Origin of the sequence: Natrinema sp. 1APR25-10V2, from assembly GCF_031626495.1 — an archaeon.
GTDB lineage: Archaea > Halobacteriota > Halobacteria > Halobacteriales > Natrialbaceae > Natrinema.
The window spans coordinates 450,516-476,624 of the sequence record NZ_JAMQOJ010000001.1 but is presented as its reverse complement, the minus strand read 5'-3'; the positions used below and the strand labels follow the sequence as shown (position 1 = coordinate 476,624).

The 26,109-nt window shown below is 65.5% G+C and carries 22 protein-coding genes; 13 read left to right on the top strand and 9 right to left on the bottom strand.

The window, feature by feature from the left end; translation table 11 throughout:
- Positions 1-26 precede the first annotated feature (26 nt).
- Complete coding sequence (locus tag NDO75_RS02515; protein ID WP_310904528.1) at positions 27-3,215, top strand: PAS domain S-box protein; 3,189 nt, start codon at positions 27-29, stop codon at positions 3,213-3,215.
- Positions 3,216-3,221: 6 nt separating this feature from the next.
- Here the strand turns inward: NDO75_RS02515 and NDO75_RS02510 are convergent, their stop codons facing one another.
- From NDO75_RS02510 to NDO75_RS02500, 3 genes are all read right to left on the bottom strand, one after another.
- Complete coding sequence (locus NDO75_RS02510; RefSeq protein WP_310904527.1) at positions 3,222-3,377, bottom strand: hypothetical protein; 156 nt, start codon at positions 3,375-3,377, stop codon at positions 3,222-3,224.
- 78 nt (positions 3,378-3,455) lie between these two features.
- On the bottom strand, positions 3,456-4,556 hold the full coding sequence (locus NDO75_RS02505; RefSeq protein WP_310904526.1) for an archaeosine biosynthesis radical SAM protein RaSEA: 1,101 nt from the start codon (positions 4,554-4,556) through the stop codon (positions 3,456-3,458).
- Positions 4,557-4,720: 164 nt separating this feature from the next.
- Positions 4,721-6,010, bottom strand: coding sequence for a hypothetical protein (locus NDO75_RS02500; RefSeq protein ID WP_310904525.1), 1,290 nt, complete (start codon positions 6,008-6,010; stop codon positions 4,721-4,723).
- A gap of 344 nt (positions 6,011-6,354) precedes the next feature.
- Between NDO75_RS02500 and tgtA the strand changes: the two genes are divergently transcribed.
- Positions 6,355-7,836, top strand: a complete 1,482-nt coding sequence (tgtA, locus tag NDO75_RS02495; RefSeq protein WP_310904524.1) for a tRNA guanosine(15) transglycosylase TgtA — start codon at positions 6,355-6,357, stop codon at positions 7,834-7,836.
- Between the two features lie 77 nt (positions 7,837-7,913).
- On the opposite strand, the gene NDO75_RS02490 is transcribed toward tgtA, so the two are convergent.
- Together NDO75_RS02490 and NDO75_RS02485 are read right to left on the bottom strand one after the other, a co-directional pair.
- Positions 7,914-8,237 carry a HalOD1 output domain-containing protein gene (locus NDO75_RS02490; protein WP_310904523.1) on the bottom strand — a complete coding sequence of 108 codons (324 nt, stop codon included), beginning with the start codon at positions 8,235-8,237 and terminating at the stop codon, positions 7,914-7,916.
- 160 nt (positions 8,238-8,397) lie between these two features.
- Positions 8,398-8,871, bottom strand: coding sequence for an Lrp/AsnC family transcriptional regulator (locus tag NDO75_RS02485; RefSeq protein ID WP_310904522.1), 474 nt, complete (start codon positions 8,869-8,871; stop codon positions 8,398-8,400).
- A 130-nt stretch (positions 8,872-9,001) separates the two neighbouring features.
- Here NDO75_RS02485 and NDO75_RS02480 point away from each other — a divergent pair, with 130 nt between their 5' ends.
- The 4 genes from NDO75_RS02480 to NDO75_RS02465 all read left to right on the top strand — a co-directional run bounded on the left by NDO75_RS02480 (position 9,002) and on the right by NDO75_RS02465 (position 12,988).
- Positions 9,002-9,364 (top strand): RNA-binding protein, encoded by a 363-nt coding sequence (locus tag NDO75_RS02480; RefSeq protein WP_310904521.1) that lies wholly within the window; start codon positions 9,002-9,004, stop codon positions 9,362-9,364.
- A gap of 75 nt (positions 9,365-9,439) precedes the next feature.
- Positions 9,440-11,371, top strand: coding sequence for a NosD domain-containing protein (locus NDO75_RS02475; protein ID WP_310904520.1), 1,932 nt, complete (start codon positions 9,440-9,442; stop codon positions 11,369-11,371).
- Complete coding sequence (locus NDO75_RS02470) at positions 11,364-12,101, top strand: ABC transporter ATP-binding protein (protein WP_310904519.1); 738 nt, start codon at positions 11,364-11,366, stop codon at positions 12,099-12,101. The genes NDO75_RS02475 and NDO75_RS02470 overlap by 8 nt, the downstream gene beginning before the upstream one ends.
- On the top strand, positions 12,098-12,988 hold the full coding sequence (locus tag NDO75_RS02465) for an ABC transporter permease (protein WP_310904518.1): 891 nt from the start codon (positions 12,098-12,100) through the stop codon (positions 12,986-12,988). Before NDO75_RS02470 ends, NDO75_RS02465 begins: the two co-directional genes overlap by 4 nt.
- A gap of 98 nt (positions 12,989-13,086) precedes the next feature.
- Here NDO75_RS02465 and NDO75_RS02460 read toward each other — a convergent pair whose 3' ends face one another.
- Both NDO75_RS02460 and NDO75_RS02455 read right to left on the bottom strand, forming a co-directional pair.
- Complete coding sequence (locus NDO75_RS02460) at positions 13,087-13,686, bottom strand: nitrous oxide reductase accessory protein NosL (protein ID WP_310904517.1); 600 nt, start codon at positions 13,684-13,686, stop codon at positions 13,087-13,089.
- 170 nt (positions 13,687-13,856) lie between these two features.
- On the bottom strand, positions 13,857-15,848 hold the full coding sequence (locus tag NDO75_RS02455; RefSeq protein ID WP_310904516.1) for a hypothetical protein: 1,992 nt from the start codon (positions 15,846-15,848) through the stop codon (positions 13,857-13,859).
- Between the two features lie 172 nt (positions 15,849-16,020).
- On the opposite strand from NDO75_RS02455, the gene arcS reads away from it, so the two are divergent.
- From arcS to NDO75_RS02420, 7 genes are all read left to right on the top strand, one after another.
- The gene (gene arcS / locus NDO75_RS02450; protein WP_310904515.1) at positions 16,021-17,778 is read left to right on the top strand and encodes an archaeosine synthase subunit alpha; all 1,758 of its coding nucleotides are present in this window, start codon (positions 16,021-16,023) and stop codon (positions 17,776-17,778) included.
- Positions 17,779-18,194: 416 nt separating this feature from the next.
- Positions 18,195-18,866 (top strand): SdpI family protein, encoded by a 672-nt coding sequence (locus NDO75_RS02445; RefSeq protein WP_310904514.1) that lies wholly within the window; start codon positions 18,195-18,197, stop codon positions 18,864-18,866.
- A 346-nt stretch (positions 18,867-19,212) separates the two neighbouring features.
- Positions 19,213-19,356: a DUF2080 family transposase-associated protein gene (locus NDO75_RS02440; RefSeq protein WP_310904513.1), complete on the top strand. Its 144-nt coding sequence runs from the start codon at positions 19,213-19,215 to the stop codon at positions 19,354-19,356.
- A gap of 3 nt (positions 19,357-19,359) precedes the next feature.
- On the top strand, positions 19,360-20,589 hold the full coding sequence (locus tag NDO75_RS02435) for a transposase (protein ID WP_310904512.1): 1,230 nt from the start codon (positions 19,360-19,362) through the stop codon (positions 20,587-20,589).
- Positions 20,590-20,785: 196 nt separating this feature from the next.
- The gene (locus NDO75_RS02430) at positions 20,786-21,385 is read left to right on the top strand and encodes an HdeD family acid-resistance protein (RefSeq protein ID WP_310904511.1); all 600 of its coding nucleotides are present in this window, start codon (positions 20,786-20,788) and stop codon (positions 21,383-21,385) included.
- A gap of 86 nt (positions 21,386-21,471) precedes the next feature.
- Positions 21,472-22,491, top strand: a complete 1,020-nt coding sequence (locus NDO75_RS02425) for an LLM class flavin-dependent oxidoreductase (RefSeq protein WP_310904510.1) — start codon at positions 21,472-21,474, stop codon at positions 22,489-22,491.
- 596 nt (positions 22,492-23,087) lie between these two features.
- Positions 23,088-23,585: a hypothetical protein gene (locus NDO75_RS02420; protein WP_310904509.1), complete on the top strand. Its 498-nt coding sequence runs from the start codon at positions 23,088-23,090 to the stop codon at positions 23,583-23,585.
- 294 nt (positions 23,586-23,879) lie between these two features.
- Here the strand turns inward: NDO75_RS02420 and NDO75_RS02415 are convergent, their stop codons facing one another.
- Positions 23,880-25,571, bottom strand: a complete 1,692-nt coding sequence (locus NDO75_RS02415) for a bacterio-opsin activator domain-containing protein (RefSeq protein WP_310904508.1) — start codon at positions 25,569-25,571, stop codon at positions 23,880-23,882.
- Complete coding sequence (locus NDO75_RS02410) at positions 25,568-26,032, bottom strand: response regulator (protein ID WP_310904507.1); 465 nt, start codon at positions 26,030-26,032, stop codon at positions 25,568-25,570. The genes NDO75_RS02415 and NDO75_RS02410 overlap by 4 nt, the downstream gene beginning before the upstream one ends.
- Positions 26,033-26,109 lie beyond the last annotated feature (77 nt).

Here is a 26,109-nt window from a genome sequence, read left to right as displayed (position 1 = left end):
CCTTGGAAACGAGTGGAATACAGGGGATGGGCTCGAAAACAAGCGCAAACGCCCGCATCGTCACCACCGATCCGGACGTGAGCGACGCCATCGAACGCGCTCTCGAGGAGCACGACGTGGCGACCGACGTAGTCGGAGCGGTCGACGAATGCCTCGAGGGACTCTCGAGCACCGATTGCGTCGTGATCGCGAGCGCGGCCGACGCCGAGCCGGTCGAACTCTGCGAGGCGATTCGAGCGCAGCGAGCCGATATCCCGATTATCGTCTATCCCGACGACGGCAGCGAAGCGCTTGCAGGTGCGGTCGTCGCCGCGGGTGCCGACGGCTACGTCCCCAGTTCCGCGGGACTCGAGACGCTCCTCGCGCGGACGCGTGAGTTGCTGGACGCCGAGGAGACTGCGAATCGCCGGCCGACCGAACAGGCCGACGCGACCGACCAATCATCACCGGCGTCGACGGACAGCTCCGCCGACAGACTCGAGACGCTGCTCGAGCGATCGCCACTCCCGGTCGTCGAGTGGACCCCGAACTACGAGATCCGAAACTGGAACCCGGCGGCTACCGAACTGTTCGGCTACACCGCCGACGAGGCGATCGGCGAGTCCGCGGTCGAACTCGTGATCCCCGAAGGCGACCGCGAGGCGGTCCGAACGCGTCAGGAGATGTTCATCGAGGACGGCCTCGATAGCGATCCGTTCTGTCACCTCGAACGGAACGTTTGCAGGGACGGCACGGTAGTCACCTGCGAGTGGGTGAACACGCCGCTGGTCGACGACGCGGGCGACGTCAGCAGTGTCATCTCGTTCGCTCGAGACGTGACCGACGAGCGGGAGCGCGCGGACGCGCTCGAAGCGCTCTACGAGACGGTCGACGATCTGATGCGGGCCGAATCGGCCGACGAGATTGCCGACATCGTGATGATGGCCACGGAGGACGTGATCGACCGGTCACTCGGCGCGATCAGGTTCTACGACGACGAGAGCGACCAGCTCGAGCTCGCCGGCGTCACACCGACGCTCGACGAGTACACCGATGATATCTCGTTGATCGGACCGGACGATACCGTCTTCTGGGACGCCTACACCGATTCGGAGCCGACCGTCGTCGAAAACGTCTCGACGGAACGGATCCCGTACGATATCGGGACCGACGTCGGAACGGCGATTCTCCAGCCCCTCGGCGAGCACGGACTGCTGGCGGTGGCGTCGCCGGGAGCGAAGACGCTTGACGACATCGAGGCCACGTTGATCCACGTCCTCGCCACGACGGCCGAAGCCGCGCTCGACCGGGCGGCGCGCGAGCGCGAACTCGAGCGGACGAAGACGGTCGTCGAGACGGTCGGCGACTGCGTCTATCAGCTGGACTGCGACGGCCGGTTCGTCACGATCAACGACACGATGATGGGGGAGACCGGCTACGAACGCGACGCTCTCCTCGGCGAGCACGTCGCGACGGTGCTCACCGACGAGAGCGTCGACCGCGGGCTCCGGCAGATCCAAGCGCTCATCGACGACGAGCGGCACGTCGCCACTTACGAAATCACGCTGGTGGGTCCCGACGGGGAGCAAACGCCGCTCAAGGTCAACATGGCGCTGTTGCGCTCCGACGGCGAGATCGAGGGGACAGTCGGCATCGCCCGCGACATCAGCGACCGCAAGCGCATGGAACGGAAGCTGGTCGACCGAAAAGCCAAAATCGAGGCCCTGCACAGCGTCGCCTCGCGCCTCGACGACTGCGAGAGCCGTCAGGAGATCTACGAGGTGACCGTCGAGGCGGCAGAAGGCGTCCTCAACTTCGACGTCTGCTGTGTCGATAGCGTCCGCGGGGAGTCGCTGGTCAAGCAAACTATCTCGTCGAACCTCGAGCGGGACTTCGACGGAGAAATGGCGATCGAGGAGGGTATCGCCGGAAAGACCTATCGCACGCAACAGCCGTACCGAGTCGGTGATATCACCGCAGACGACGATGCGGAGCCGCGGATCGACGACATCGAGTCGGTACTGAGCGTCCCGATCGGCGACCGCGGCGTGTTTCAGGCCGTCTCGACGGAACCGGACGCCTTCACCCCCGGCGACGAGGAACTGGCGGAGCTGTTGCTCTCCCACGTCACCGACGCACTCGACCGGATCGCGTTCGAGGAACGGCTCCGCACGGAACGCGACCGGTTCGCGGCGCTGTTCGAAAACGTTCCCGACGCGGTCGTCAGCGCACGCCACCGCGACGACGAGCCGATCGTCGAAGCGGTGAATCCGGCGTTCGAACGCGTGTTCGGCTACGACGAGGCGACGCTCGTCGACGAACCGCTCGACGACGTTCTCGTCCCCGCTAACGCGAAAGACGAGGCGGCCGCGCTCAACCGGCGGAGTCAGCGCGGCGAGACCGTCGAAGCCGAGGTCACGCGTCGAACCGCCGACGGGATGCGCGAGTTCATGATGCGAATCGTCCCGATGGCAATCGACGGCTCCTCCGATCGAACCTTCGGACTCTACACTGATATCACCGCCCAGAAACAGCGACGGAAGCGCCTCGAGATCCTCAATCGCGTCCTGCGTCACGACCTGCGAAACGGGATGAACATCATCGACGGCTGCGCCGAAATGCTCGACGACGCCGTCGGCGACGCCGACAGCGAGTACGTCGAGACGATCAAAGAGCGAACGAGCGAACTCATCGATCTCGCGGGGAAGACCCGCGCCGTCGAGCGGGTTCTCGACCGCGACGAGGTCGCAGCCGGCCCGATCGATCTCACCACGGCCGTCGAACAGGCGATCGATCGCCTCGAGCACGCCCACGACGCCGAGATCACCAGCTCGCTGCCGGACCAGAGCTTCGCCCGGGCCGACGAGTACCTCCAGACGGCCGTCTTCCAGATTCTCGAGAACGCCATCGAACACAACGACCGAGCGCGACCGACAGTCGACGTGACGCTGGGGGACTGTCCGGACGACGAGATGCTGTCGCTGACGGTCACCGACGACGGCCCCGGGATGCCCGACGAAGAGCGGGAGTTGCTCGAGGGCGACCGGGAGATCACCCAGCTCCGACACGCCAGCGGCCTCGGACTCTGGCTGATCAACTGGGTCGTCACGCAAGCCGGCGGCCGGCTCTCCTTCGCGGACAACGAGCCGCGGGGCACCGTCGTCACGATCGAGGTCCCACGCGCCGACGCAGAGTCGGTAAAGTCGGTGTCGGACGGGACGGCCGCCGGCGACTGAGACGGGCTAGCGACCCCACTCGTAGAACCACCAGCTCGCACCGAGTAGCATCAACCCCGCGCCGAGCGCGGAGGTCGCGGGCTCGGGGAAGACGAACAGGACGAAACCGATGGCGATCATCAGCGTGGGCTCGAGTTCGTTCAGGTAATCGGACAGCGCCATAGCGACCGTTACCCGGCCGGCGGTAAAGTACCTGATCCTGACTCTCGGCTCGAGGGACTGCCGCGGTCGCGTTCGGGGCTATCGCGTGAGCGGCTGATTGAAGCTCCGCTCGCGTTCGACGACCGTCTCCCACGTCAGTTCGCACTCACAGGACACTTGCTCGAAGACGGACGGGTCCTGTCGGAGATCGAAGTCCTTGATCGCCTTCTGGACGCGGTCGTCGCACTCGCCGCAGTTGTGCGGGCCCCGATCGGAGCCGTGGCCGACCGGGTCCGAGACGACGATGGCGTCGACGTCAGCCGTCTCCTCCAAGACGTGTGCGACCGACCAGAGCCACGGCGGGCGGTAGCCGTCGTCGAAGTAGAGGTCGTCGACCATCGTGTATCGCTGGACGTTACACGGGTTCATCGAGACGGTGTGACAGCCGTCGACGCCGGCACAGCGCTCGATCGACGAGATCATGTCGTCGACGGCCTCGGACTCGGTGAGGAACGGCGGCTTCATCAGGAGGTAGGCCTTGATACCGGCCCCGACGTCGCTCCCCGCGTCTTCGTTCGCGGCGGCGGCTTCGGCACAGGCGTTCTCGAAGTCCGCGAAGTCGAAGTACTTGTTCACGCAGTCGTGGCGTACGCGATCGGTGGCCGTCTCGAGGCCGATCGCCACGTCGGTATCGAGCCCGTGTCGGGTGAAGTCGCCGATCTTCTCGCGGTCGACGAAGTCCGGCAGCGACTCGACGACCATGCGCTCGCGGTCGGCGAACGCCTCGGCGATCGCCCGACGGCTCTCCGCGCCGACCTCGCGCTCGTCGAGGAAGGAGCCGGAGGTGTAGATCTTGATGAGGTCTGCCGGTTCGTCCGCGTTTTCGGACTCGTGCTCGAGGCAGACATCGATCTGGTCCATCAGGGCCTCGTGAGAGACCGAGCCGCCGTCGACGCTTTCCGCGACGTAGCCGCACATCGTACAGCCGCCGGCACGGGCCCACCGGCAGCCGCCCGTGTTCAGAATGATCGTCAGACTCTTTTTGACGCCGTCGGGGGTGTTGTCCTCGTCGAGCCAGACGCGGGTCGGCTCGTGGGGGTCGTAGCTGGCCTCCTTTCGCGAGCGGATCTCCCGCATCGCCTGATTGTGGGCGTCCATGCCCTTGCCCTGCTCGTAGACTTCGGGCGTGGGTTTACTCATTAAAAGAGGCAAGCGGGCCAGCGCCTAAAGCGCCTTCGTCTGGGGCCGCCCCGCGTTTCGGTCCGTCTCGAGGGCGCTCGAGCGCGACGACGTGCGGCCGTGGCTCGCGCTGGTCGAGTACACTGTCAAGAAAACGAAGATCGGTCGTTGACGGCAGCGCAGCGTTAGTTGTCGGTCGCGTTGTCGCTCTCGTTCGTGCCGGTGTCCATCCCGTCGTCTTCGGTCGCGTTCATCCCGGTGTCAGTGGTCGGGGTCTCGTTGCCGCCGATGCCGGCGAGTTCGTTCGCGTCGCCGAACGAGAGGGTGTCGGCGGTCGCGTTCTCGATCGTGATCGACGACGCGTTGAGGGAGGCGATGGTGTGACCGGCCGATTCGTCGGCGGTCATCGTCGTGTTGCCATCGTCGGCCATCGTCTCGTTGTCGGCACCGTCCTCGAGGCCAGCCGTCTCGTTGGCCTCGGTGTCGTCCGTCGCGTTATCGCCAGCCATCGCCGTTTCGTCGCTCTCGTTGCCGGCCATCGCCGTGTCGGTGTCCTCATCAGCTTCCTCGACCGTTTCGACGGTCATCGACTCGATCGTCAGTTCTTCGACGTGGAACTGCTCGATGGTGAGGTTCTCGATCTCCTGCGTCGCGTTCTCGTCAGTGGCGTTGGTCTCGGTGAGGTTGCCTTCGGTGGCGTTGTCCTCGGTGAGGTTATCACCGATCGTCACGTTGTCCTCCGTCGACGTTGGTTCTTCCGTGACGTTCTCGTCGAACACGTCCTCGGTCGCGTTGTCCTGGGTGACGTTACCCGCCGTCTCGTTCGTGCCGGCGTCCGCGCCGATGGTCAACTCCTCGATCGTCAGCTGTTCGACGGTCAGCGACTCGATCGTCAGGTTCTGGATCGTGACCTGACTCGCGTTCTCGTCGATCAGACCCTGCCCGCCGGCGCTCTCGTTCATCTCCGCGTCGGTGGAGGCGTTCGTCCCCATCTCGGAGGATTCGTTCGCCCCCATGTCAGCGGAGACGTTCGTCCCCGCGTCAGTGGAAGCGTTCTCCCCGCGCTCGAGGTCCTCCATCGAGACGTTCTGGAGTTCGAGCGACTCGAGCCGGACGTCCGAAAGCGTCACGTTGCCGCTGTCGCCGGTCTCGTTCCCGGCGGTCGCGTTCGTGCTCTCGTTGGCGCCGACGGTATCGTTCCCGACGCCGAGTTCGTCCTGCAGTTGCTGAACGTCGGCATCGAGCTGTTCGACGGTCAACTCCTCGATCGTCGCGTTCTCGATCGTGACGTTCTCGAGCTCGAGCGTCTCGACGGTGACGTTCTGCAGCGCCGCGCCCGATTCGGAATCCGATTCGCCCATGTCTCCGGCGTCGTGATCCGCGGCCGCCGTCGCACCGGCGAGGGCGGGACCCCCCGAGAGTGCGACAAGCAGCGCGACGAAGACGACGCCGAGTGTCTGCGGTCGTGAAACCATGCGCCTCGTTCTACCCTCGGACGCGGGCTAAAACGAGGCGACTGTTACGGGATTGTCTCGGAGAAACCTACTGTTAGAATCGCGCGGCGAGCGCGCATCGCGCGTTCGTCCCCTCGTAGTCGATGACTGTCTCGGTCGCGGGGAGGAACGATCACAAGACGGATACGTGCCGCGACTCCGTCGGAACGAAAGTTCGGGTTGCGACTGCCGACCGTCCGACCACTCGTCGACCGGAACGCTCCGTACGCGTTCGATTCGGTCTGACGCGCCGATTTCTACGGATTCGACCTGGCGACCGGTCGAAAACCGTCAGGACTTACGTGAGACGAGCCAACTGACGCTCAATGCGCGAGTGCTTCGAACTCCGGGACACCGATGCCGGCGGCCGCATCGGCGAACTCACCGTCCCGCGTGCCGGCGTGACCGTCGAAACGCCGGCGCTGTTGCCGGTGATCAACCCGAATCTGGACACGATCGGCCCCCGCCGGCTCGCCGACGAGTTCGGCGCCGAGATCCTCATCACCAACTCCTACATCATCCACGGCGACGACGACCTCCGCGAGCGCGCCCTCGAGGAGGGGCTTCACGACATGCTCGACTTCCCGGGCGCGATCATGACCGACTCCGGCTCGTTTCAGCTGTCGGAATACGGCGAGATCGACGTCACGACCGAGGAAATCCTCGCCTTCCAGCGGGAGATCGGCTCCGACATCGCCACCCCCGTCGACATCCCGACGCCGCCGGACGTCTCCCGCGAGCGCGCCGAAGCCGACCTCGAGACGACCCAGGAACGACTCGAGATCGCCGACGCGGCCGACACGGGCGAGATGCTCGTCAGCGCGCCCGTCCAGGGATCGACCTACCCGGATCTCCGCGAGCGGGCCGGCCGCCACGCCGAGGGAACCGACCTCGACGTCTTCCCCGTCGGTGCGGTCGTCCCGCTGATGAACGATTACCGTTACGACGACATGATCGACGTCGTCGCCGCCGCGAAACGCGGGCTCGGTGCCGACGCGCCCGTCCACCTCTTCGGGGCCGGCCACCCCATGATGTTCGCGCTCGCCGTCGCGATGGGGTGTGACCTGTTCGATTCGGCGGCCTACGCGCTCTACGCCCGCGACGACCGCTATCTGACGGTGCGGGGCACTCGGGCGCTCGAGGAGATCGAGTACCTCCCCTGTTCGTGTGCCGTCTGTACCGAGCACTCGCCGGACGAACTCCGCGCGCTGCCCGACCCCGAGCGCGAGTCGGAGCTGGCCGCCCACAACCTCCACGTCACCTTCGCCGAGATCCGGCGGATCAAACAGGCGATCCGGGCCGGCAACTTGCTCGAGCTCGTCGAGCAACGCGCCCGCGCCCACCCGACGATGCTCGACGGCTACCGCACGCTGCTCGACCACGCCGCACAACTCGAGCGCTCGGATCCCGTCTCGAAGGGCTCGTTCTTCTACACCTCCCACGAGAGCGCGCGCCGCCCCGAAGTGCTGCGCCACCACCGGCGACTCGAGCGGCTCGCGGTCCCCGACTCGCTGCTGCTCACGGTCGACCGGTCCGCACCGGACGGCGGCTACGACGACGTCTGGCGCGTCCAGCCACCGTTTGGCCCGTTCCCGCGAGCGCTCTCGAAGAGCTACCCGCTCACCGCCGAAGTACCCGAACGAACGGATCGCGCGGCGCTCGCAGCCGCAGCAGACGGCGTCGCTCGCCTGGCGGAGACGAACCCGGACGCCGAGCTGACGCTGGCCCATCGCGGCTGGCCCGCCGGCGTCCTCGAGCGCGTGCCCGACGGCGTCGGACGAATCGATCTCGCCGCGGACGGACCGTAACCGCTCCCCGCTATCGGGTCGGAGCCACGGCTCCCATCCGTTCGAACTGAAAGAGAACACCGCGCTCAGTGAGACAGTTACGCGTCGGTCGAAGCGCTCGCTTCGAGCCCCGTGGCGACCGATTCGCCGACCGGCGTCCCGTCGATCGTAATCGACGCGCCATCGGTACAGTCGACGGCGACCTCGTGGCCGTCGTAGGTGAACTCGAGGCGACCGTCTCTGGAGCCGCCGCGTCGGGTCGGTGAAAAGAGGGCATCCAGCGCGTCCGGATCGATCCACTCGTAGAGGGGTGGCAGGTCGGTCGGGTCCGCGCCCCGGCGTCTCGCGACCGCGGTGACGACGGCGACGCTTATCGACTGCTGAACCCCGTTTCCGGACGGACCACTGATTGCGTTGTTCACACCGTACTCAGCAGACGGGAGTATATAAGAGTGGCGGGGAAACCCACTATAACGAAGTGGAACACACATATATTTAGTTTTCTTAAATTTTCCCCGAATATACTGTGACTTCCAACTGTAGAAGAGCCGCGGCGCCGGCGTTGCCCCCGTCTGGTGGTCCTCAGTCGTCACCAGTGTTCGTCCCGAAGTGATCGAACGGCTGTAGGTACTCCGCCTTGAGCAGTTCCTGTTCGTCGACCTCGATTCCCTGCTGCTGGAGCTGGCTCACCGCCGCCGTGATCTCGTCGGTATCGGCGGCGACGAGGTCGATACGGAGGTTTCGATGGCCCGTCATCACTTCCCTGACGGCGACGACGCCGTCGATCTCCAGAGCCGCCGCCGCGAACGCACCCCGCTCGTGGATCGGCACCGTACACTGAACGACCATGTGCATCGACTTGCCGGTCCGCTCGTAGTCGATGATCGGCACGTATCCCTTGATGACTCCCGCGTCCTCGAGGCGGCGAATGCGGTTCCGAACGGTGTTGGCCGTCACGTCGACGTCCCCCGCGATGTCCGTCGCCGTGTTGTGGCGCGCGTCCTGCTGGAGGTGGTGTAAGATGCCCCGGTCGACCTCGTCGAGCTCGAGACCCATAGGTGCCGGTAGCTCCCGGAGAGGCAAGCGCTTGCTGGTTCCGGCGTGTGATCCGCGACGGGACCAGTCGCTCACGGCGACCGCGTCGCGTACCGTAACACCGAAGCGCCGGGCGGGCACCGATTCCGATATGCTCGAGCCAGCGATACTCGGCGGTGGCGGGCTCGTCGTCCTCGTACTCGGTGCGGTGCTGTTCGGACGGCTCCGCGGCCGGACCGGATCGGCGAGCGAACGACGATCCCGAGAGCGCCACGAAGCGGCCCAAAAGCGGGAGCCGCCGGTCGATATCGGCGACACCGAGGAGGTCGCCATCCGTGAATTCACCGACCACCACTCCGGCGAACGGCGAGCGGTCGGCAAGATAGAAGGGTTCGTCGTCTTCGTCGAAGACGTCCCGGATCGCTGCGAGACGACCGACGTGATTCGGATCAAAATCCTCTCGTTCAACCGCGGCCACACGTCCGCGACGGCGCGCTTTCTCGAGTCCGCGTAACGCGATCAGAGCCCTCGAGCGGCGTTCGACGTTCAGACCAGTCCCTATATTTCGTTCAGTCTCTAACTACCGGTCGTGATCGATCGCTCCGCCAGTACCGTCTTTCTGAGCCTCCTGCTCGTCACCTCTCTCTGTGCTGCGGGCCTGTTCGCCGTCGACGTGAGCTCGACCTCGCCCGAGCCCGTCGCGTTCGACGACACGGTGTCCGTCGGCCTCACGCTCGAGTCCGAGTACGCGCTCGAGGACGCGGTCGAACTCCCCCGCGCGCAGGTGTTCTACTCGCAGTTTCAGTACGTCGTCGGCTACTACGGCGTCGAAACGTTCGTCGAGAACCAGCGACAGCCGGGCCACGAGCAGCGGTTTGGCTACCCGCTGACCGTGTACGTGTCCGACTACAGCGACACCGGAGTCGAGTTGACCGACGCGGGCTATCCGATTACGGACAGCTCGCCCGGCTGGACCGACGCCGAGACGGCGTGGTTCGTCGTCGACAGCGAGGCGCGGACGCCGGGCGGAAAGACCGTCGTCCCGTTCGCCGACCGCGGCGACGCGCGGGCGTTCACCGACGAGCACGGCGGCACCGTGCTGCGGTGGGAGGGGATTCTCGAGCGGTCGTTCGATCGCGACGATGCGGCGATCGCTCGCAACCGGGTCGACGACCACCGGCAGTGGGCGGACGAGCGGGTCGAAAACGCGACCGCACTGACCGAGCGGCCGACGTCGGTGGTCGTCGGCGAGGACACTGACACCGTCCAGTCGGCGATCGATCGGGCGCCGGCGAACACGACGGTCGTCCTCCCGGACGGGACGTACGCGGAGACGATCGAGATCGATCGGCCGATCACGCTCGCCAGCGAGGGGAACGTGACGCTTCGCGGCGACGGCAACGGTTCGGTGATCACCGTCACCAGCGAGCGAGTAGCGGTTCGGGGAATCGACATCGCCGGCGTCGGGAACGTGACGCGGGAGGGCGGTGACCTGCCCGTCGAGGTCGACGAACGGGCGTGGGACGCCACCTTCACCGAGTACTACGCCGGAACCGACGCCGGGGTCGCGGCCTACGACGCGGCGGGGCTCCTCGTCCAGAACGTCAGTATCGAGACGCCGGCGAGCGGGATCATCGCGTACCAGAGCGAAGACGCCGTCGTGCAGAACGTCACGGTGGCAGGGCCCGCCCCGGAAGACGGGCTCGCCGGGGCCTTGCTGTTTCAGTCGCCCAGCGTCGTCGAGAACTCGACGTTCCGTGGCGGGAGAAACGGGATCTACCTCTACCGCGCTCCGGAGACAGTCGTCAGATCGAACACGATCGAGAACAACTTCCTCGGCGTCCACCTGATGTACACGGGCGACAGCCTCCTCGCGGACAACGACCTGCGGGAGCAGCCAAATCACGGCATCATGATTATGACCGGCCCCGAGCGGAACGCTGTCGTCGGAAACACGGTTCGGAACGCCGAAGCCGGCATCAGCCCGGGCGGAAGCGGCACCTACGTGGCGTACAACCTCGTGGCGAACAACGGTCTCGGACTCCGCGTCGACTCGACCACGTCGATCTACGAACACAACGTCATCGCCGGCAACGACGTGGGCGCGGAGGCAAACGCCATGTTACCGACGAACCGCGTCGTCGACAACGATTTCGTCGGGAACGACGTCCACGCCACCGCGATGTCGGGCCCGCTCCGGGTCTGGAGCCACGACGGCCGCGGCAACTACTGGCAGGGCGCTGCCGGCGTCGCCAGCGGTGACCAGTCCGACCTGACGTACTCGCCGACCGACCCGGTCGACAGGCGATTACACCGGACCGACGGAACGCCGACGCTCGCCCGGGCACCCGCGCTCGAGGCCCTCGCCGGACTCGAGGGCTCCGTCCCCGGGATGCGGACCGGCAGTATCGTCGACCGAGCACCGAGTTGCGGGCCGAACAATCCGGACCTGCTCGAGCGAACCGAGTGGGCCGACGACGCCTGGACCTGTTACGAAACGACGCAGACGAGCAATGACTGAGTCAGCACCCATCCTCGAGGCGACCGGTATCGACCACGACTACGGGACAGTCTCCGTGCTCCGGGACGTCTCGGCGACCGTCGAACGCGGCCGAGTGACGGCCCTGATCGGACCGAACGGCTCCGGCAAGACGACGCTCATCCGCGTCCTCGCCGGGCTCCACGAGCCGACGGACGGCGAGGTCGCGTACAACGGCCCCGCCACCGCCCGGCAGATCGGCTACCTGCCGCAGCATCCGGCGTTCCGGCCCGGGTTCACGGCACTCGAGACGCTTCGGTTCTACGCGTCGCTCGTCGGCGGCGACGAGACCGACGCGATGGCACAGCTCGAGCGGATCGGCCTCGAAGATGCGGCCGATCGGAACGTCGAGGCTCTCTCCGGCGGGATGACGCGGCTGCTCGGCATCGCACAGGCGACGATCGGCGATCCGCCGATCGTCATTCTCGACGAGCCCGGCAGCGGGTTAGATCCCGGAATGCGGCTCCACGTCTTCGACGTGGCGTCGACCCTCGCCGACGACGGGATCGCGGTTCTGCTGAGTTCCCACGACCTGGAGCTCGTCGAGCGGGTCGCCGACGACGTGCTCATCCTCGCGGACGGACGGACCGTCGAGCAGGGATCGACGGCGGACCTGCGGGAGCGACTGGGTGTCGCCTCGCTGCGCCCCGTCTACGACGAGGCCGTCGGCGGCGAGCGAGACACCGTGCAGGTACTGGGTGAGCGCGCATGAGCCGCGACGCGAGCCAGCCGGGCGAGGCCACCGCCCGGGACGCGACCCCGTCCGACCGCTCGCGACCGACGGCCCCCGGCTCGAGACGGCTCCTCGAGACGATCGTGGGACGCGAGCTCCGCACGGTCGCACGTACTCGGACGTTTTTCATCCTCGGACTCGCGTTCGCCGCCGTCGTACTGGGCATCGCCTGGGTCGGCGGGAGCGTCCGCGCCGGCTACGTTCCGACGCTGGTCGACCTGCTCACGCCGCTCGAACTCCTCGTCCCGGTGGTCGCCGTCGCGTTCGGCTATCGAGCCATCCTCGGCGACGCACAGCGCGGCGAGCTCGACGTGTTGAAGACGTATCCGGTCTCGAACCGCGATATCGTTCTCGGAGTCTACGTCGGGAGGGCGATGGGGCTGATAGCCGCCATCGTCGTTCCGCTCGTCCTCGCCGCGCTCGCGGTCGTCGTCTTCAAAGACGAGGGGCGGACGCTGTACGCCTCGCACTCGGGTGCCGACTCGCCGATCCTGTTCGCCCGATTCGTCGTCCTGACGGTCCTGTTCGCGCTGACCGTCCTCGCCGTCGCGATCGCGATCTCGGCAGTGGTCAGCGGGACGCGCAGCGCGCTCGCGCTATCGGTCGTCGCGCTCGTCGTCCTGCTGGTCGGGCTGGACCTGGCGCTCGTCTACGGCTTTTCGGCCGGCGTGATCGGCGACGAGAGTCTCATGTACGCGCTCGCGGTCAGCCCGCTCAGCGCCTATCGGGGCCTCGTCTTCGAGAGCGCGATCGTCGTCGCGTCCGGGACCGGGCCGGCGGCAGCGTCACCGATCGCGAGTCTGCTGAGCCTCGGCGGCTGGACGGCCGCGTCGCTCGGTATCGCGACGTGGGTATTGAACCGGTAGTCGACGCTCGAGGTCGAGAACCGTGTCGGACCCGCGTGTCCGACGGACTCGACGCGCCGATCACCGAAAAGAAATCCTTGCTGAACCGATCCACCGGATCAGTTCATCAGCGACATGATCAGTTCCTGCGTGACTTCGTCGTTCTCGTAGCTATCGCCGCCATATTCGGCCTGAAACTCGTCGGCCTGGTCGGCGTCGGCGAACGGAATCATCGATTTCCCCATCGCCCCCTCTACCTCGCTGTCGGCGATCATCGTGAGCTCCGAGGCGTCGCCGAACGCGTCGGCCTCGAGGTGGCGGGAGATGACGGTCCGCTGGCCGCTGTCGTCGACCTCGTACTCGACCGCCGAGTAGTCGGTCAGATACGAAACGACGGGTTCGCTTTCCTGCTCGTGGTCGAAGGTGAACGCGTACGTACAGAGCGTGCTGCAGAACTGCGCCGGCCGGTCCTCGTCGAGCACCGCCGTCGGGTCCTCGTAATGGGACTGCCCGGCCGGACCGGGGTGGTTTCCGATGACCATCGTACAGTTATCACAGGCTTGCTCCGCGTCGATACTGATCGGGTCGGGGGCGTTCGCGGTCTCTTCGTTGCCGAAACAGCCGGCGATCGATCCGAGGGCGGCGACCGCGACACCACCCAGCACGGCCCTACGCGTCGTTGATCTGTCAATTCGCGCAGCTGCAGTCGGCGGTTCCATACCGGACGGTAGCGGGCAGCGAATAAACCGTATCTGGTCCAATTCGCGAAACGGCGCCGGTCGTCGCGCCGACGAGACGTCGGTCGGCCCGCGAATCGACTCCCGATTCGTCGCTGGCGCACGGAACGGCGAAAAAAGACGCTGCGTCGTTCGACCGCTACCGGGGGTCGCTACTCCTGCCGTCGGAGGACGAGCGCCGTCAGCAACGCGGCGACTGCCGTGATACTCGCCCCGAATCCGAAGCCGGGGATGCTATCGCCGCCTTCGTCGTCTTTCTCCTCGCTACCGCCTTCGAGGTAGTTGTTCATCGCCTCGGTGTCGACCGACGGGAACTCTCTGTCCCACTCGCCGGCCGCGTGGACGGTCGTCTCGGCACCGACCACGCCGAGGTGTTCGATGTCGGCCTTCGTCGCCGACGCGGTGTCGACGTCACCCATGCTGTCGACGTAGACGTACATCGACGCGGTGCCGTCGTTCATCTCGGACGAGACGCCGCTGATGGCGACGGTGTCGCTGATGGTGTTCGTGATCTTGCTCATGTTCTCGAACTTCGCACCACCTTCGACACGGACCGTGCCGTCGCCGAGGTTGGCGTCGACGCGAGCGACCTCGAGTTCGGACTCGGACAGCGCCGTGATGAACTGGTTGGCGTCCGAAGACATCGTCGTTCCCGTCGGACTACCCTGCATCGACTGGGCCCAGCTCTTGACCGCCTGGCTGGCCAGATCCTCGGCTTCGAGTTCGAACTTCGCGTCGAGTTCGAGCTCGCCGTCGTTCGTCTCGGCGGTCATGCTGAACGTGACGTCCTTCGGGGGCTCGACATCCCGCGACTCGAGTTCGTCGATGTAGCTGCCCCAGTTCGTCGTGTCACCGGTGACTTCGGCGTCGAGCGTCATCTCCTGGTCCGACGTCTGCTCTATCGAGACGTCCCACTGGAGCGTCGACTCGAGGTTCGCCGCCTGCTGTGCCTCGATGGCCGCTCGTGCGTTCTCGAGGTCCTCCTGAGCGACGCCGCTGGTGGTGGAGCTCGCCTCGGCCAGATCGACCATCGCGAGCGTGAGTTCGTCGTAGTTCGCGATGGCGACGTCCCACGTGGCCTCCATCGAGCCGCTACTGCTGTCGACCGCGAACTCGAGGGTCTCGATCTCGAGTTCGGTAACGGAGGACGCGATCTCGGACGCTTCGGACTGGCTCAGACCGGTCGTCGGGTCGCTGGCGAGCTGGGTCGCGAGCTGCCGTTCGATACCGCTGTCGATCCCGGAGTACGTGACTGTGAAGTCGATCTCGAGTCGGTGCTGGCCGGTGGATCGCTCTTCGAAGTTGTAGTTCGAGATCGTGATCTCGCTGGAGCCGCCGAGCCCGGTCGCGAGGTTTCCGTACTGCTGCTGGAGGGTCCGCTTGGCTTGCTCTCGAGTCTCCCACTTGCTGGCCGACCAGTCGGAGACGGGCTGGTTCTGGCTCACGTCGAGGACGTAACCGCTCTGGGTGTCTTCCAGGGAAACGTCCATCTGCATGTTGCCACCGGTACCGGCAGCCATCCCGCCGTCGACCGAAACGGAGCCGCTCGTCTCGAGTCGCTCCGCGGTGGCGGTGACGGTGCCGTCGGAACTAGCCGTCATGGCCGCGGCCTGACTCTCGAACGTTCCGGAGGCGGTCGCGTCGAACTGGTTGGCCTCCTCGGAGACCTCGCCCGAAACGTCGACGGAGAGGTCTTTCAGCGAGTCCGGCTGCTCCATGACGAGCGAGCCGTCCCCGGAGAGACCGCTCTGATCGAGGACCGCCGAGAAGCTCGCTTCCTCGTACTCGGCGTCCTGCTCGCTGACGTTATCGACGACGAGCATGTGGACGAGCCCTTTGCTCACGTCGGCCCCGATATCGAGCTTGTCGACGTCCGTATCGTCCTCGTACTGGAGGACGGCGCTGCCGTCGTCCCGGAGGTAGACGTCGTCGGCCGGGCCGAGGCTCGACTCGGCCTGGGAAACGCTCTCGTACGATTCGACGTTCGGGGAGGGCTCTGCCGCAGTTGCAGTGGTCGTCGCACCACCGTAGACGGCCGGAAGGCCGATCGTCGCGACGCCGACGGCCGCGACCAGTAGAACGACGAGGAAGGCCCTGACGCCCTCCTTTGATCGCAGCTTCGGCTGTGATTCGGATTCTGGCATAGTTCGAACTTCGACTCCAGTAGTATAAAGGTTGATTTTCGTGACTTTACGCGCACAATACAAATTACCAGTCGCAAACGACCGCGTCGCCACCCCGATCCGCGGCGGAGCCGTCCCACCGACGGTCGCCGGCTATCGACAGCCTCTTTCGCTCGCCCCGGTCATATCGCGTATGACCGACTATTTCGAAGTGCACGAGCGCGACGGGGCCGCGCGCGTGGGCGAACTTCGCCTCTCCTCGCCGGTGACGACGCCCGCGCTCGCCGACGACGTCCTCGAGGACGCGGGCTCGCTCTGGAGCGCCGACCGCGACGTTCCGGAAGGCGACGACTCGCGGTTGACCGTCCTCCCCCACCGGGCGTTCCCCGGCGGCACCCCCGAGGAAGTACAGGAGTCGTTCGCCGTCGACTACCCCGACGTAGACTACCCCAGCGTTGCGGTCGTCTCGAGCGAGCAGGTCGCAGAACAGGGAACGGACGCGTACGCCCTCTCGAACGTCCAGTCGGTGATGGGCCACGGGGCGGCGCTCGTCGAGGCCGTCGTACGCGTTCGCGAGGCGACCCCCGCCGATACTGCGCTGCTGTTCTCCGGGGTCGCGACGCCGCGGAACGTCGCCCTGTTGGCCTACGCAGGCGTCGACCTGTTCGACGAGACCGCCGCCGTCGTCAAAGGCACCGAAGGCCGGTATCTGACGACCGACGAGGCGTACTTCCTCGAGGACCTGGACGAACTCCCCTGTTCGTGCCCGGCCTGTCAGCAGCCGCGCGAGGAGTTCACCCGCGAGGACTGCGCCGAGCACAACGTCAACGCGCTCGCGGCCGAACTCGCCGTCGTCCGCCGACGGATCCGTGACGGCCGCCTCCGGGATTACGTCGAGGGGCAGGCCCGGCAGGATCAGTGGCTCACCGCCGCCATGCGCGAACTCGACGATCAGTGGGGCTATCTCGAGGAACGCACGCCGATCCTGCGAGACGCCCAGATCAGCGCCGCGACCTCGGACACGCTCCGCCGAGTGGAGATCCAGCGCTTCGCCGACCGGGTGACGACGCGCTATCGGAACCGGTTTCGGAACCCGCTCGTGCTCGTCCCCTGTTCGGCCGCGAAACCCTACAGCGAGTCCCAGAGCCACCGTCAGTTCCACGACGCCATCCAGTGGCGGGCCCACCTCGTCTCGATGACGTCACCGATCGGCGTCGTCCCCCAGGAACTCGAGACGACCTACCCCGCCCAGCACTACGACACCGTCGTCACGGGTCGCTGGTCCGAGGACGAGAAGCGGTTCGTGAGCGCGGTCCTCGAGCGCTACCTCGAGCGCAACGACTATCCGAAAATCATCGCGCACGTACCCGACGAGGGCTACCGCGACATCGTCGGGCGCGTCGAGGAGAGTCTCGACCTCGACGTTACCTACACCGTCCCCGAGGGCGGTCATCCGACGGCCGACGAGTCGCTCGCCAACCTCTCGGCGGCGCTGTCGGGCGAACTCAAGTACTCCAAGCGCGAGCGCGAGCACAACACCGTCCGGGCCATCGCGGACTACCTGCTCGGCGACGGGGCCGGAGACGACCTCTTCGAAGACATTCAGACGACCAGTCGTTACCCCAAGATCCAGGTCCGCGATCCCGACGACACCCAGCTCGCGACGATGGTTCCCCAGTACGGTACCCTCTCCTTCACCCTCGAGGGGGCCAAGCGCTGGCTCGAGAGCGACGCGCCCGTAAAGCGGGTCGAGATCGACGGCTTCGTCCCCCACGGCAGCGTCCTCGCGCCGGGGGTCGTCGACGCCGACGAGGAGATCCGCGTCGGTGACGAAGTACTCGTCGAGGGTCCGAAGGCCTTCGCCGTCGGCCGCGCCGAGATGTTCGGCCGCGAGATGGCCGAGAGCACGCGAGGCATCGCTGCCGAGGTCCGCCACGTCGAGGAGAAGTGAGGCGTCGCGGGCACAGGACGTCTATAGTAGTCACTGAAAGTCGTTGATGCCTGACCGAACGACTGCGCTGCGATCAGGTGTTGCCCGTTTCAGTGGCTGCTACAGCCTGAGCTCGAGCTTCGAACCCCGTCACCGGGGGAGACGCCGAAGACGGGCGCTCGGCAGGAGGGACACCGGGCACCGTTCACGAATCGATTGACGGTCCGATCACACTCCGGACACTGGCGGATAGCGCTGTACGAGTTCACCGTCACTGTCAGTTCGTGATTCCGACGACTCAAATAGGTGTTTTGCTACGTTTCGTCTCGAGAGAACGCCCCCGCCGTCGACGACGAGCGGCCCTAACGGCAGGTCACTTCCTGACTGCCGACGGTCGACCCCGCTCGTTGATAAGCGCCGGCGTCGTATCAACCGGCATGAACACGACGCAGCGACTGACGCTGGCGGGAGGGTTCGTGGTTCTCGCCGGGGTCGCAAGCGTCCTCGCGGCACCGGAGCTTCCCGACCCACTCGTGACACACTGGAACGCCGCCGGCGAACCGGACGGGACGATGGCGAAGGGCCCTGCACTCGCGCTCGTTCCCGCGCTCACGGCGGTCCTGGTGGCGCTCCTCGCGCTCGCCCCTCGCATCGATCCGCTCGGGGAGAACGTCGAGTCGTTCCGTCCCACCTACGACTGGTTCATCGTCGTCTTCACGGCGTTCATGTTCGTCGTGCACGCCGGGATCATCGCGTTCAACCTCGGCTACCGGTTCGATTTCACGCTGCTCGTCCTCGGCGCGGTCGCCGTCCTCTTCTACGGCGTCGGCGAACTGCTCACGCGCGCGGAACCCAACTGGTTCGTCGGCATCCGAACGCCCTGGACGCTCAGCAGCGAGGCGGTCTGGGAGCGCACGCACGAACTCGGCGGCCGGCTGTTCAAACTCACCGCCGTCGTCTCGCTGATCGGCCTCTTCTTCGGGGAGTACGCCGTCTACTTCCTCGTCGTGCCGGCGCTCCTGACGGCCGGGATCACCGTGGGATACTCGTACTACTGCTACCAGCAACTCGAGGGCGAGAGAGGGTCGTCGTCGGACGCCGGCATCTGAGAGAGCGGCCCCGGGCTGGATCGCGGCGGTTACCCCCCGCGGCCGGGACACGCTTTCAACAGGTGTTCGCGATAGACGGCTGCGGGAACTCGTTCGCCACAGAGGTCGCAGGTCCGGTAGTCGGCGTCGCGTTCGTCGCTCACGGCTCTGTCTGTCACCCGGACGGCATTAACTGTAACTAGACGCTAAGTCCCCTTCCTCAAGGAGCAACGCAACGAGCGGAGCGACCGAGTAGCGTTAACGAGATGCGAAGCGTCTCGTCAACGCCGCACAGTTCTCAAACACCCGCGACACTCGGCCCACGGGCCCACCGCTGCTTTTATTTCTATCCAAAGAATATACGATTATGATATATGGGTTTGAAATCGAAGGAGTCCTTGATGGGACTGCTAAACCGTCGGGCAACAGCGCCCACGTCATCGTTCCCAAACGCTGGCGTGGAGCCGACGTGAAAGTCATCCGCGTCTCAGACCCCGACCCAGACGAGTAGGCCATGCAGTACAACTACAAGTATCGACTTGACCCGTCGGAAGCCATCTGCGAGGCGCTCCGCCATCACGTCGATACTTGTAGGCAACTGTACAACCACGTTCTCTACCTACTTAACGCGTCTGACGACATTCCTGCTCGCTACGAGGTGCAGGGGCGGCTCCCCGACCTCAAATCGTGGTGGGACGACCTCGGGAACGTTTACTCAAAAGTCCTCCAGATGGTCGTCAAACGCGTCTACGACAACCTCTCCACACTCAAAGCACAGAAGGAGAGTGGACACACCGTGGGAATGCTCAAGTGGAAACCACCTCGGGAGTATCGGTCACTCACCTACAACCAGTCCGGCTTCGAACTCAAGAATACGAGTGGTCGGCCTGTTCTGTGGTTGAGCAAAATCGGTGAGATCCCGATACACCTCCACCGAGACATCCCCGAAGACGCGACCACCAAACAAGTCACGGTCAAACGGGAACCAACGGGCGAGTGGTACGCCACCTTCGGCATCAACGTAGACGAAGACACGTCTGAGAAACCGGAGACGCCCGAGAACGTCGTCGGCATCGACGTCGGGATTCTCAAGTACGCCCATGACACTGATGGGTACGCCATCGAGAGTCCTGACTTCAGCGAGGAGCGCGAACGGCTCGAACGCGCCCAACGCAACCTCTCGCGGAAGGAACACGGCTCGAACAACTGGAAGAAACAACGGAAGGTCGTGGCCGAGTGCTACGCCGATCTGAAGCGAAAACGACGAGACTTCCTCCACAAGCTCTCGAACTCCTACGCCCGCGAGTACGACTTGGTGGCGGTCGAGGACTTGGACGCGAAGGGACTGGTCGAACTCCCCGGCAACTCACGGAATCGCGCGGGTACGGCGTGGGGGACGTTCCTGCGGATGCTCGAATACAAGTGCGAGCGCGAAGGAACGCACTTCGTCGCTGTTGACTCGAAAGACACGACGAAGGAGTGCGCGTCCTGCGGTGTCAAGACAGACAAACCGCTGTGGGTTTGTGAACACTCCTGTCCGTCGTGTGGGTTTGAGGCGGACAGGGACGCGAACGCGGCGTGGAACATTCTTTCTCGTGGTCTCGAAGATATAGGAGTGGTTCACTCCGAATCAATGCCTGTGGAGACTGCGCTCCCTGTGGATACGCCCGTATCTGCAAAGTGCGTCGTGGAAACAGGAAGCCCCACCCTCAAGGAGCGAACGGCGTCAGCCGTGAGCGAGTAGGGTGGGGTAGTTCACTAGCCGCGCCCTGGCAGTCACGTCGTCATACGTAGTCGAACAGATAGCGCCACTAGACCACCCGAAGACGCTCGAAACCGCCGTTAATACGAGTTTCGGACCGGTCCGTTCCCCTGACCTAGTGTCAAATCGTATATTTATTTTATATACGTATACGACGTACACTATACTGGTGAATCCAATGAGCAATGACACTGTAGACACTATGTCCGTCGAGGGATACTCCCTCGAGAACGAATGGCGGACCCTGGCGATCGCGGGCGGGATCGTGGGACTGATCGGCATTCTCGCGATGGCCTTCCCGCTCGTCACGGGGCTCTCGCTCTCGCTTGCGATCGGCGCGTTGCTGGTCGTGGGCGGGATCGTCCACGGCGTCCACGCGTTTTCCGCACGCGGCTGGCGCGGATCGCTCTGGCAGATCGCGCTCGCGGTCGTCTCGGTGGTCGCCGGCATCGCCGTCCTCGCGGCGCCCGCCGTCGCGCTGATCACCCTGACGATCGCGCTCGTGGCGTACCTGGTCGTCGACGGCATCGCGGAACTCGCGATGGCGATGCGGATGCCCAGCTCCCGGGGCCGAACCGCGGTCGCCATCAGTGGCGTCGTCGGCCTCGTCCTCGCTGCCCTCCTCTGGGTCGGCTTCCCGGGGACCGCGGCCTGGGCGATCGGTCTCCTCGTGGGCGCGAACCTCCTCGTGACCGGGATCTCGATGATCACCGTCGCGATGGCAGCCCGACCGATCGACGACGTGACTCCGCCCGCGACCGAACCGCGCGGCGCGTAACTCCGTTTTTTCTCCAACGCACGTCGATCCGCTTCTCGAGCGGCCGGACCGAACGGTTATTGGCCGTTCTGACTCGAAGGGGTGGTGTGAACCTCTCGATCGTCGACCTCGCTCCGGTCCCCGACGGCGGGACCGCGACGGACGCGTACGAAAATACGATCGAACTCGCTCGAGTCGCCGAGGAGCGCGGCTACGAGCGGTTCTGGATGGCCGAACACCACGGGATGGCCGACTCCATCGCGAGCACGACGCCGGAAGTGCTGATCGCACGTCTCGCGGCCGAAACCGACGACATCCGGATCGGCTCCGGAACGGTCCTGCTCAACCACTACCGGCCGTTCAAGGTGGCGGAGACGTTCGCCTCCCTCGACGCGCTTGCACCGGGCCGGATCGACCTCGGGCTCGGCCGGGCGACCGGGATTCCGGCCGCCGACCGGGCGCTGGGTACCGATCGACGAAAGCGGAATCCGGACGAGGACCACGCCGAGAAGATCGACGCGACGGTCAGTCACCTCTACGACGGCTTTCCGGACGGGCACGACTACGCCGAGTTAGACCTGCCGCGGTCGGCCGACGACGTTCCCGAGGTGTGGGTGCTTGGCTCGAGCCCCTCGAGCGCCGAAATCGCCGGCCGACTCGGGCTCCGATACTGTTTCGCCGGGTTCATCAGGCCGAATCTCGCCGAACGTGCGTTCGAGACCTATCGGGAGCAGTTCGAGCCGTCACCGCTCGGCGCGGGGCCCGACGAACCGACGGGGATGCTCGCGATGAACGTCGCCTGCGCCGCGACCGACGACGAGGCGGCCAGGCTGCGAGCGACCGCCGAGGCGACCTACGAGCGGATGCGACGCGGCGTCGTCGGCTCGCGCCCGTCGGTCGAGGCGGCGATCGACGAACTCGGCGGCGTCCCCGATCCGACGCCGACCCCGCTTCCCGACGGCGACTGGCGGCGGTCGATCTCGGGGGGCCCGGAGACAGTGGCTGCCCTGCTCGAGCAACTGACCGATCGGGTCGGCGTCGACGACGTGATCGTTCAGAACATCATCGCGGACCACGACGACGTGGTTCGCTCTCACGAGCTCATCGCGGACGGCGTGGACCGCTGAGGGGGCTTGTGGAAATTCCTCGCACAGCGATAGTTTTCAGCCCCCGTGATGCATACACAGCGCGAACGTGGTACCCAGGCGGATAGTTCCGAGTCGGGATGCTCAGGGCCGTACGGAAGACGGTATAGAGCGGGAGTGGAGAACTGCTCTCACAGGCTACCGCTGAGACTGTAAACTCGCGTTTTCGGTAGCTTTGACCGCTCGAGTGCGGGAGTCGGAGGAGCGGCCGCCGACGGCTGAGAACCGCCTCCCGTCTACCGTCGTCCGGGGTTCCAGTGAGAATTTCCGGTTGGCGACGCATATGAGTCGCGTCAACAGCGGCTCGATATGCAGCGTGACAGTGATATACCGTGTGAACAGATCCAGTAACGACCTCTTGGGTGGTCGGTGCTCTCGGGCAGGATGCCTGAATGGACGTGTACGGTCACACCGGGAGTTCGGGTGGACGAAGCAGTAACGCGAGTGAGAGAAACAGTAGTCCGGATATTTACTGAGGCGGCTGGACTGGTCGCAATGCCCTACGAGGCACGCAGTGCCGGCTTCCCGACCTCGCAGGCCAGAGAACCATGTCACACCAACAGCCACCGCGACAGGAAATGGGACAGCCAACTCAACAACAGGTCGGCCAGCAGCAGCCTCAGCAACAGACCGGACGGTCAACTCAACAGTATCAGCAACAGCCTCAGTCGTTCGATCAGGCCGTCCCGCAGCAGGTCTCGCAGGCCATCTACAAGCTCGAGCAGCTCGAATCGGACGCCGAGTGGGCGCACGGACAGGCGATGAACGCCGGCGACCGGTTCACCGCTGGGAAGTTGGCCGACCTCTCTCAGGTCATCCACGTCCAGAAGACCCTCCTCCTGCGGCAGTCCGACCTGGCACAGACGTTCGGCCAGTGTACCGAGCAAGCGCTCCAACAAAACACCCAGCAACTCCAGCAGTCCCAGATTCCGGGTGTCCAGCAGGTGGTCCAGCAGGCTCAGCAGCTCTCTCAGACGATCTCTCAGGCGAGCCAGCAGGTCGCACAGCAGGGCCAGTCACAGCAGATGGGCGGCCAAACGCCGTCGCGACAAGGCGGTGGCCAGTCTATCTACTAACTGGAGTCTGAATCGACACCGATTTTTCGGGCGCTCGACGGGCCAGCGTCGCGTATTCGAGACGAGCGGGCGGGATTCCCGCTGGAGCCATCCGTTCTATAGTGACAACTGAAGCGATGGACACATCGATCGCACAGTCCGCGGTTCTCGCTTTCCCTGCTCGCCCCGACCCGCGCTTCCGTCGTGCGATCGGATGTGCAGCGACGCTCAGTGGTGGTCCTGTATCCAGTCACACTACCGGGTGAATCCGTAACTCTCTGAGGGTTTCAACAGAGCCGCTGAGGGAGGTCCTCGTTACTCGCCGAAGACCGAATTGAAGAACTTCCGCTCGGCCGTCCGGAGGTGCTGATTGAACGTCGCCGGCGCGATGCCGAGCCGCTCGGCGATCTCCTCGCCGGTGCTCCCGCGGGGCCAGTCGAAGTACCCCGCGAAGTAGGCCGTCTCGAGGGCCGCTCGCTGCTTGTCCGTCAGGTCGTCCTCGATGACCGACGGCGTGGCGGAGTCGCTGCGGTCGCCGCGCTCGGTGGTGCGCTGGGCGAGGTAGGTCACGTCGTCGCGCTTGGATTTGATGAGTTCGATCATCCGGCGCGTGTCGCGACCGCGGGGAAGTTCGACGACGAACCGGAACTCGCCGTCGGCGATCGTCGCCGACGCGACGCGGCCGCCGTGGGTGGCGATCGTCTCGAACAGGGAGACGGCCGCGGGGGCCACGAGTTCGAACTCGAACTCGTCGCGTCCGGCGGAGAGGAATCGGACGTCGCCGAGGCCGTCGGTCCGCTCGATGACCTCGGAGAACGCCTCCTGAGAGACGCCGTGTGCCGAGCCGTAGGCGAGCAGCGTCTCGTCGCCGCCGACCAGTTGCTCGAACTCGATGGTACACGACTCCGACGCCGAGAGCTCGATCAACGGTTGGGCCATCGCGTCGACGCTGAACTCGAGTTCGATGACGGCGTCGCTGACGAGCGCGTCCTTGCGCTCGATCGCGGTGATCGCGTGGGCGATAACGTCGCCGATCCTGGTGAGAACGGCCGTTTCGGGTCCCTCGAACGCCCGCGGCGACTCGGAGTAGACGTTCAAGACGCCGTAGACGAGGTCCTCGTGGACGATCGGGATCGCCGCCGACGATCGGTAGCCGCGGGCGCGCGCCGCCTCTCGCCACGGTCCGAAGTCGGATTCCGCATTGACGTCGCTCATGACCTGAACCTGACCCGTCCGAATGGCCGTTCCCGCGGGACCCTGACCGGCCGGATCTTCTTCGTCGACGGAGATATCGATCTCGTCGAGATAGCCGTCCTCGACGCCGGCCGCCGCCTTCGGAACGAGCCGGTCGCTGCCCGGGTTCACCCCGCCGATCCACGCGAACCGATAGGCGTCGGAGTCGGTCAACCGGTCGCAGACCTGCTGTTCGAGTTCCGCTCGCGTCTCCGTGGTGATCACCGCGTGCGTGATGTCGTGGCCGATCCGGTTGAGCCGGTTGAGCGCCTCGAGTTGCTCGCGCTGCTGGCGTCGCTCGCGTTCCTGATGGGCGCGTTCGATCGCGTGGTGGATCGTCCGCACCAGCAGTTCGCTGGTCACCTCGTCTTTGACGAGGAAGTCCTGGGCACCGCGCTGGATCGCCTTGACGCCGACCTGCTGGTCGCGGACTCCGGTCAGGACGACGATCGGCGTCTCGCCGATCTCCTCGTGGACCGTCTCGAGGGTCGCGAGACCCTCGCTGTCGGGGAGGTTCAGATCGAGCAGAACGATGTCGGGCGGTTCGGATTCGACCGCCGTCAGTCCCTCCTCGAGGCGGGTCTGGCGGGAGATTTCCGGAGCCTGGCCGGTCGCCTCGGTGGGGCTCACCCGCTGAGCGAGTTCCTCGGTGTCCCGGAGCATTTCCTGAATCAGACGAGCGTCGCCGGGGTTGTCCTCGATCAGGAGGATGTGAAGCGCCTCCGCAGCCTCCTGCCCTCGCTCACCGCCGGTCTGCGTGTTCGTTTCGCTCATCGGTTATCGACCTCGGGGGGGAGCCGCACGACGGAGAACCAGAACTTCTCGAAGGCTCGCACCGTCTCGATGAACTCGTCGGGATCGACCGGCTTCGTGAGGTAGGCGTTTGCGTGGAGTTCGTAGGACTTGACGACGTCCTCTTCCGCCCGCGAACTCGTCAGGACGATCACCGGGATCGATCGCAGCGCCGGATCGTCCTTGAGCTCCTCGAGGACGTCCTCACCGTCTTTGCCGGGGAGGTTGAGATCCAGAAGGATGAGATCCGGTCGCGGCGCGTCGGCGTAGTCGCCGCGCTGCGTGAGGAAGTCGAGCGCCTCGATGCCGTCGGAGACGACGTGGAGATCGTTCTCGATGCGGCCCTGTTTGAACGCCTCCTTGGTTAGCCGGACGTCGCCGGGATTGTCCTCGACCAGGAGGATCTGTGCCGGCTCGGGTCGCGAAGTGCCTGAATCAGTCATCGGTCGTCGGAGGTCCTCCCGGTCGACTGTAGCGTCGGCCTCGTCGACCGCGGGCGGTTCCGTCTCCGTGTTCGCTC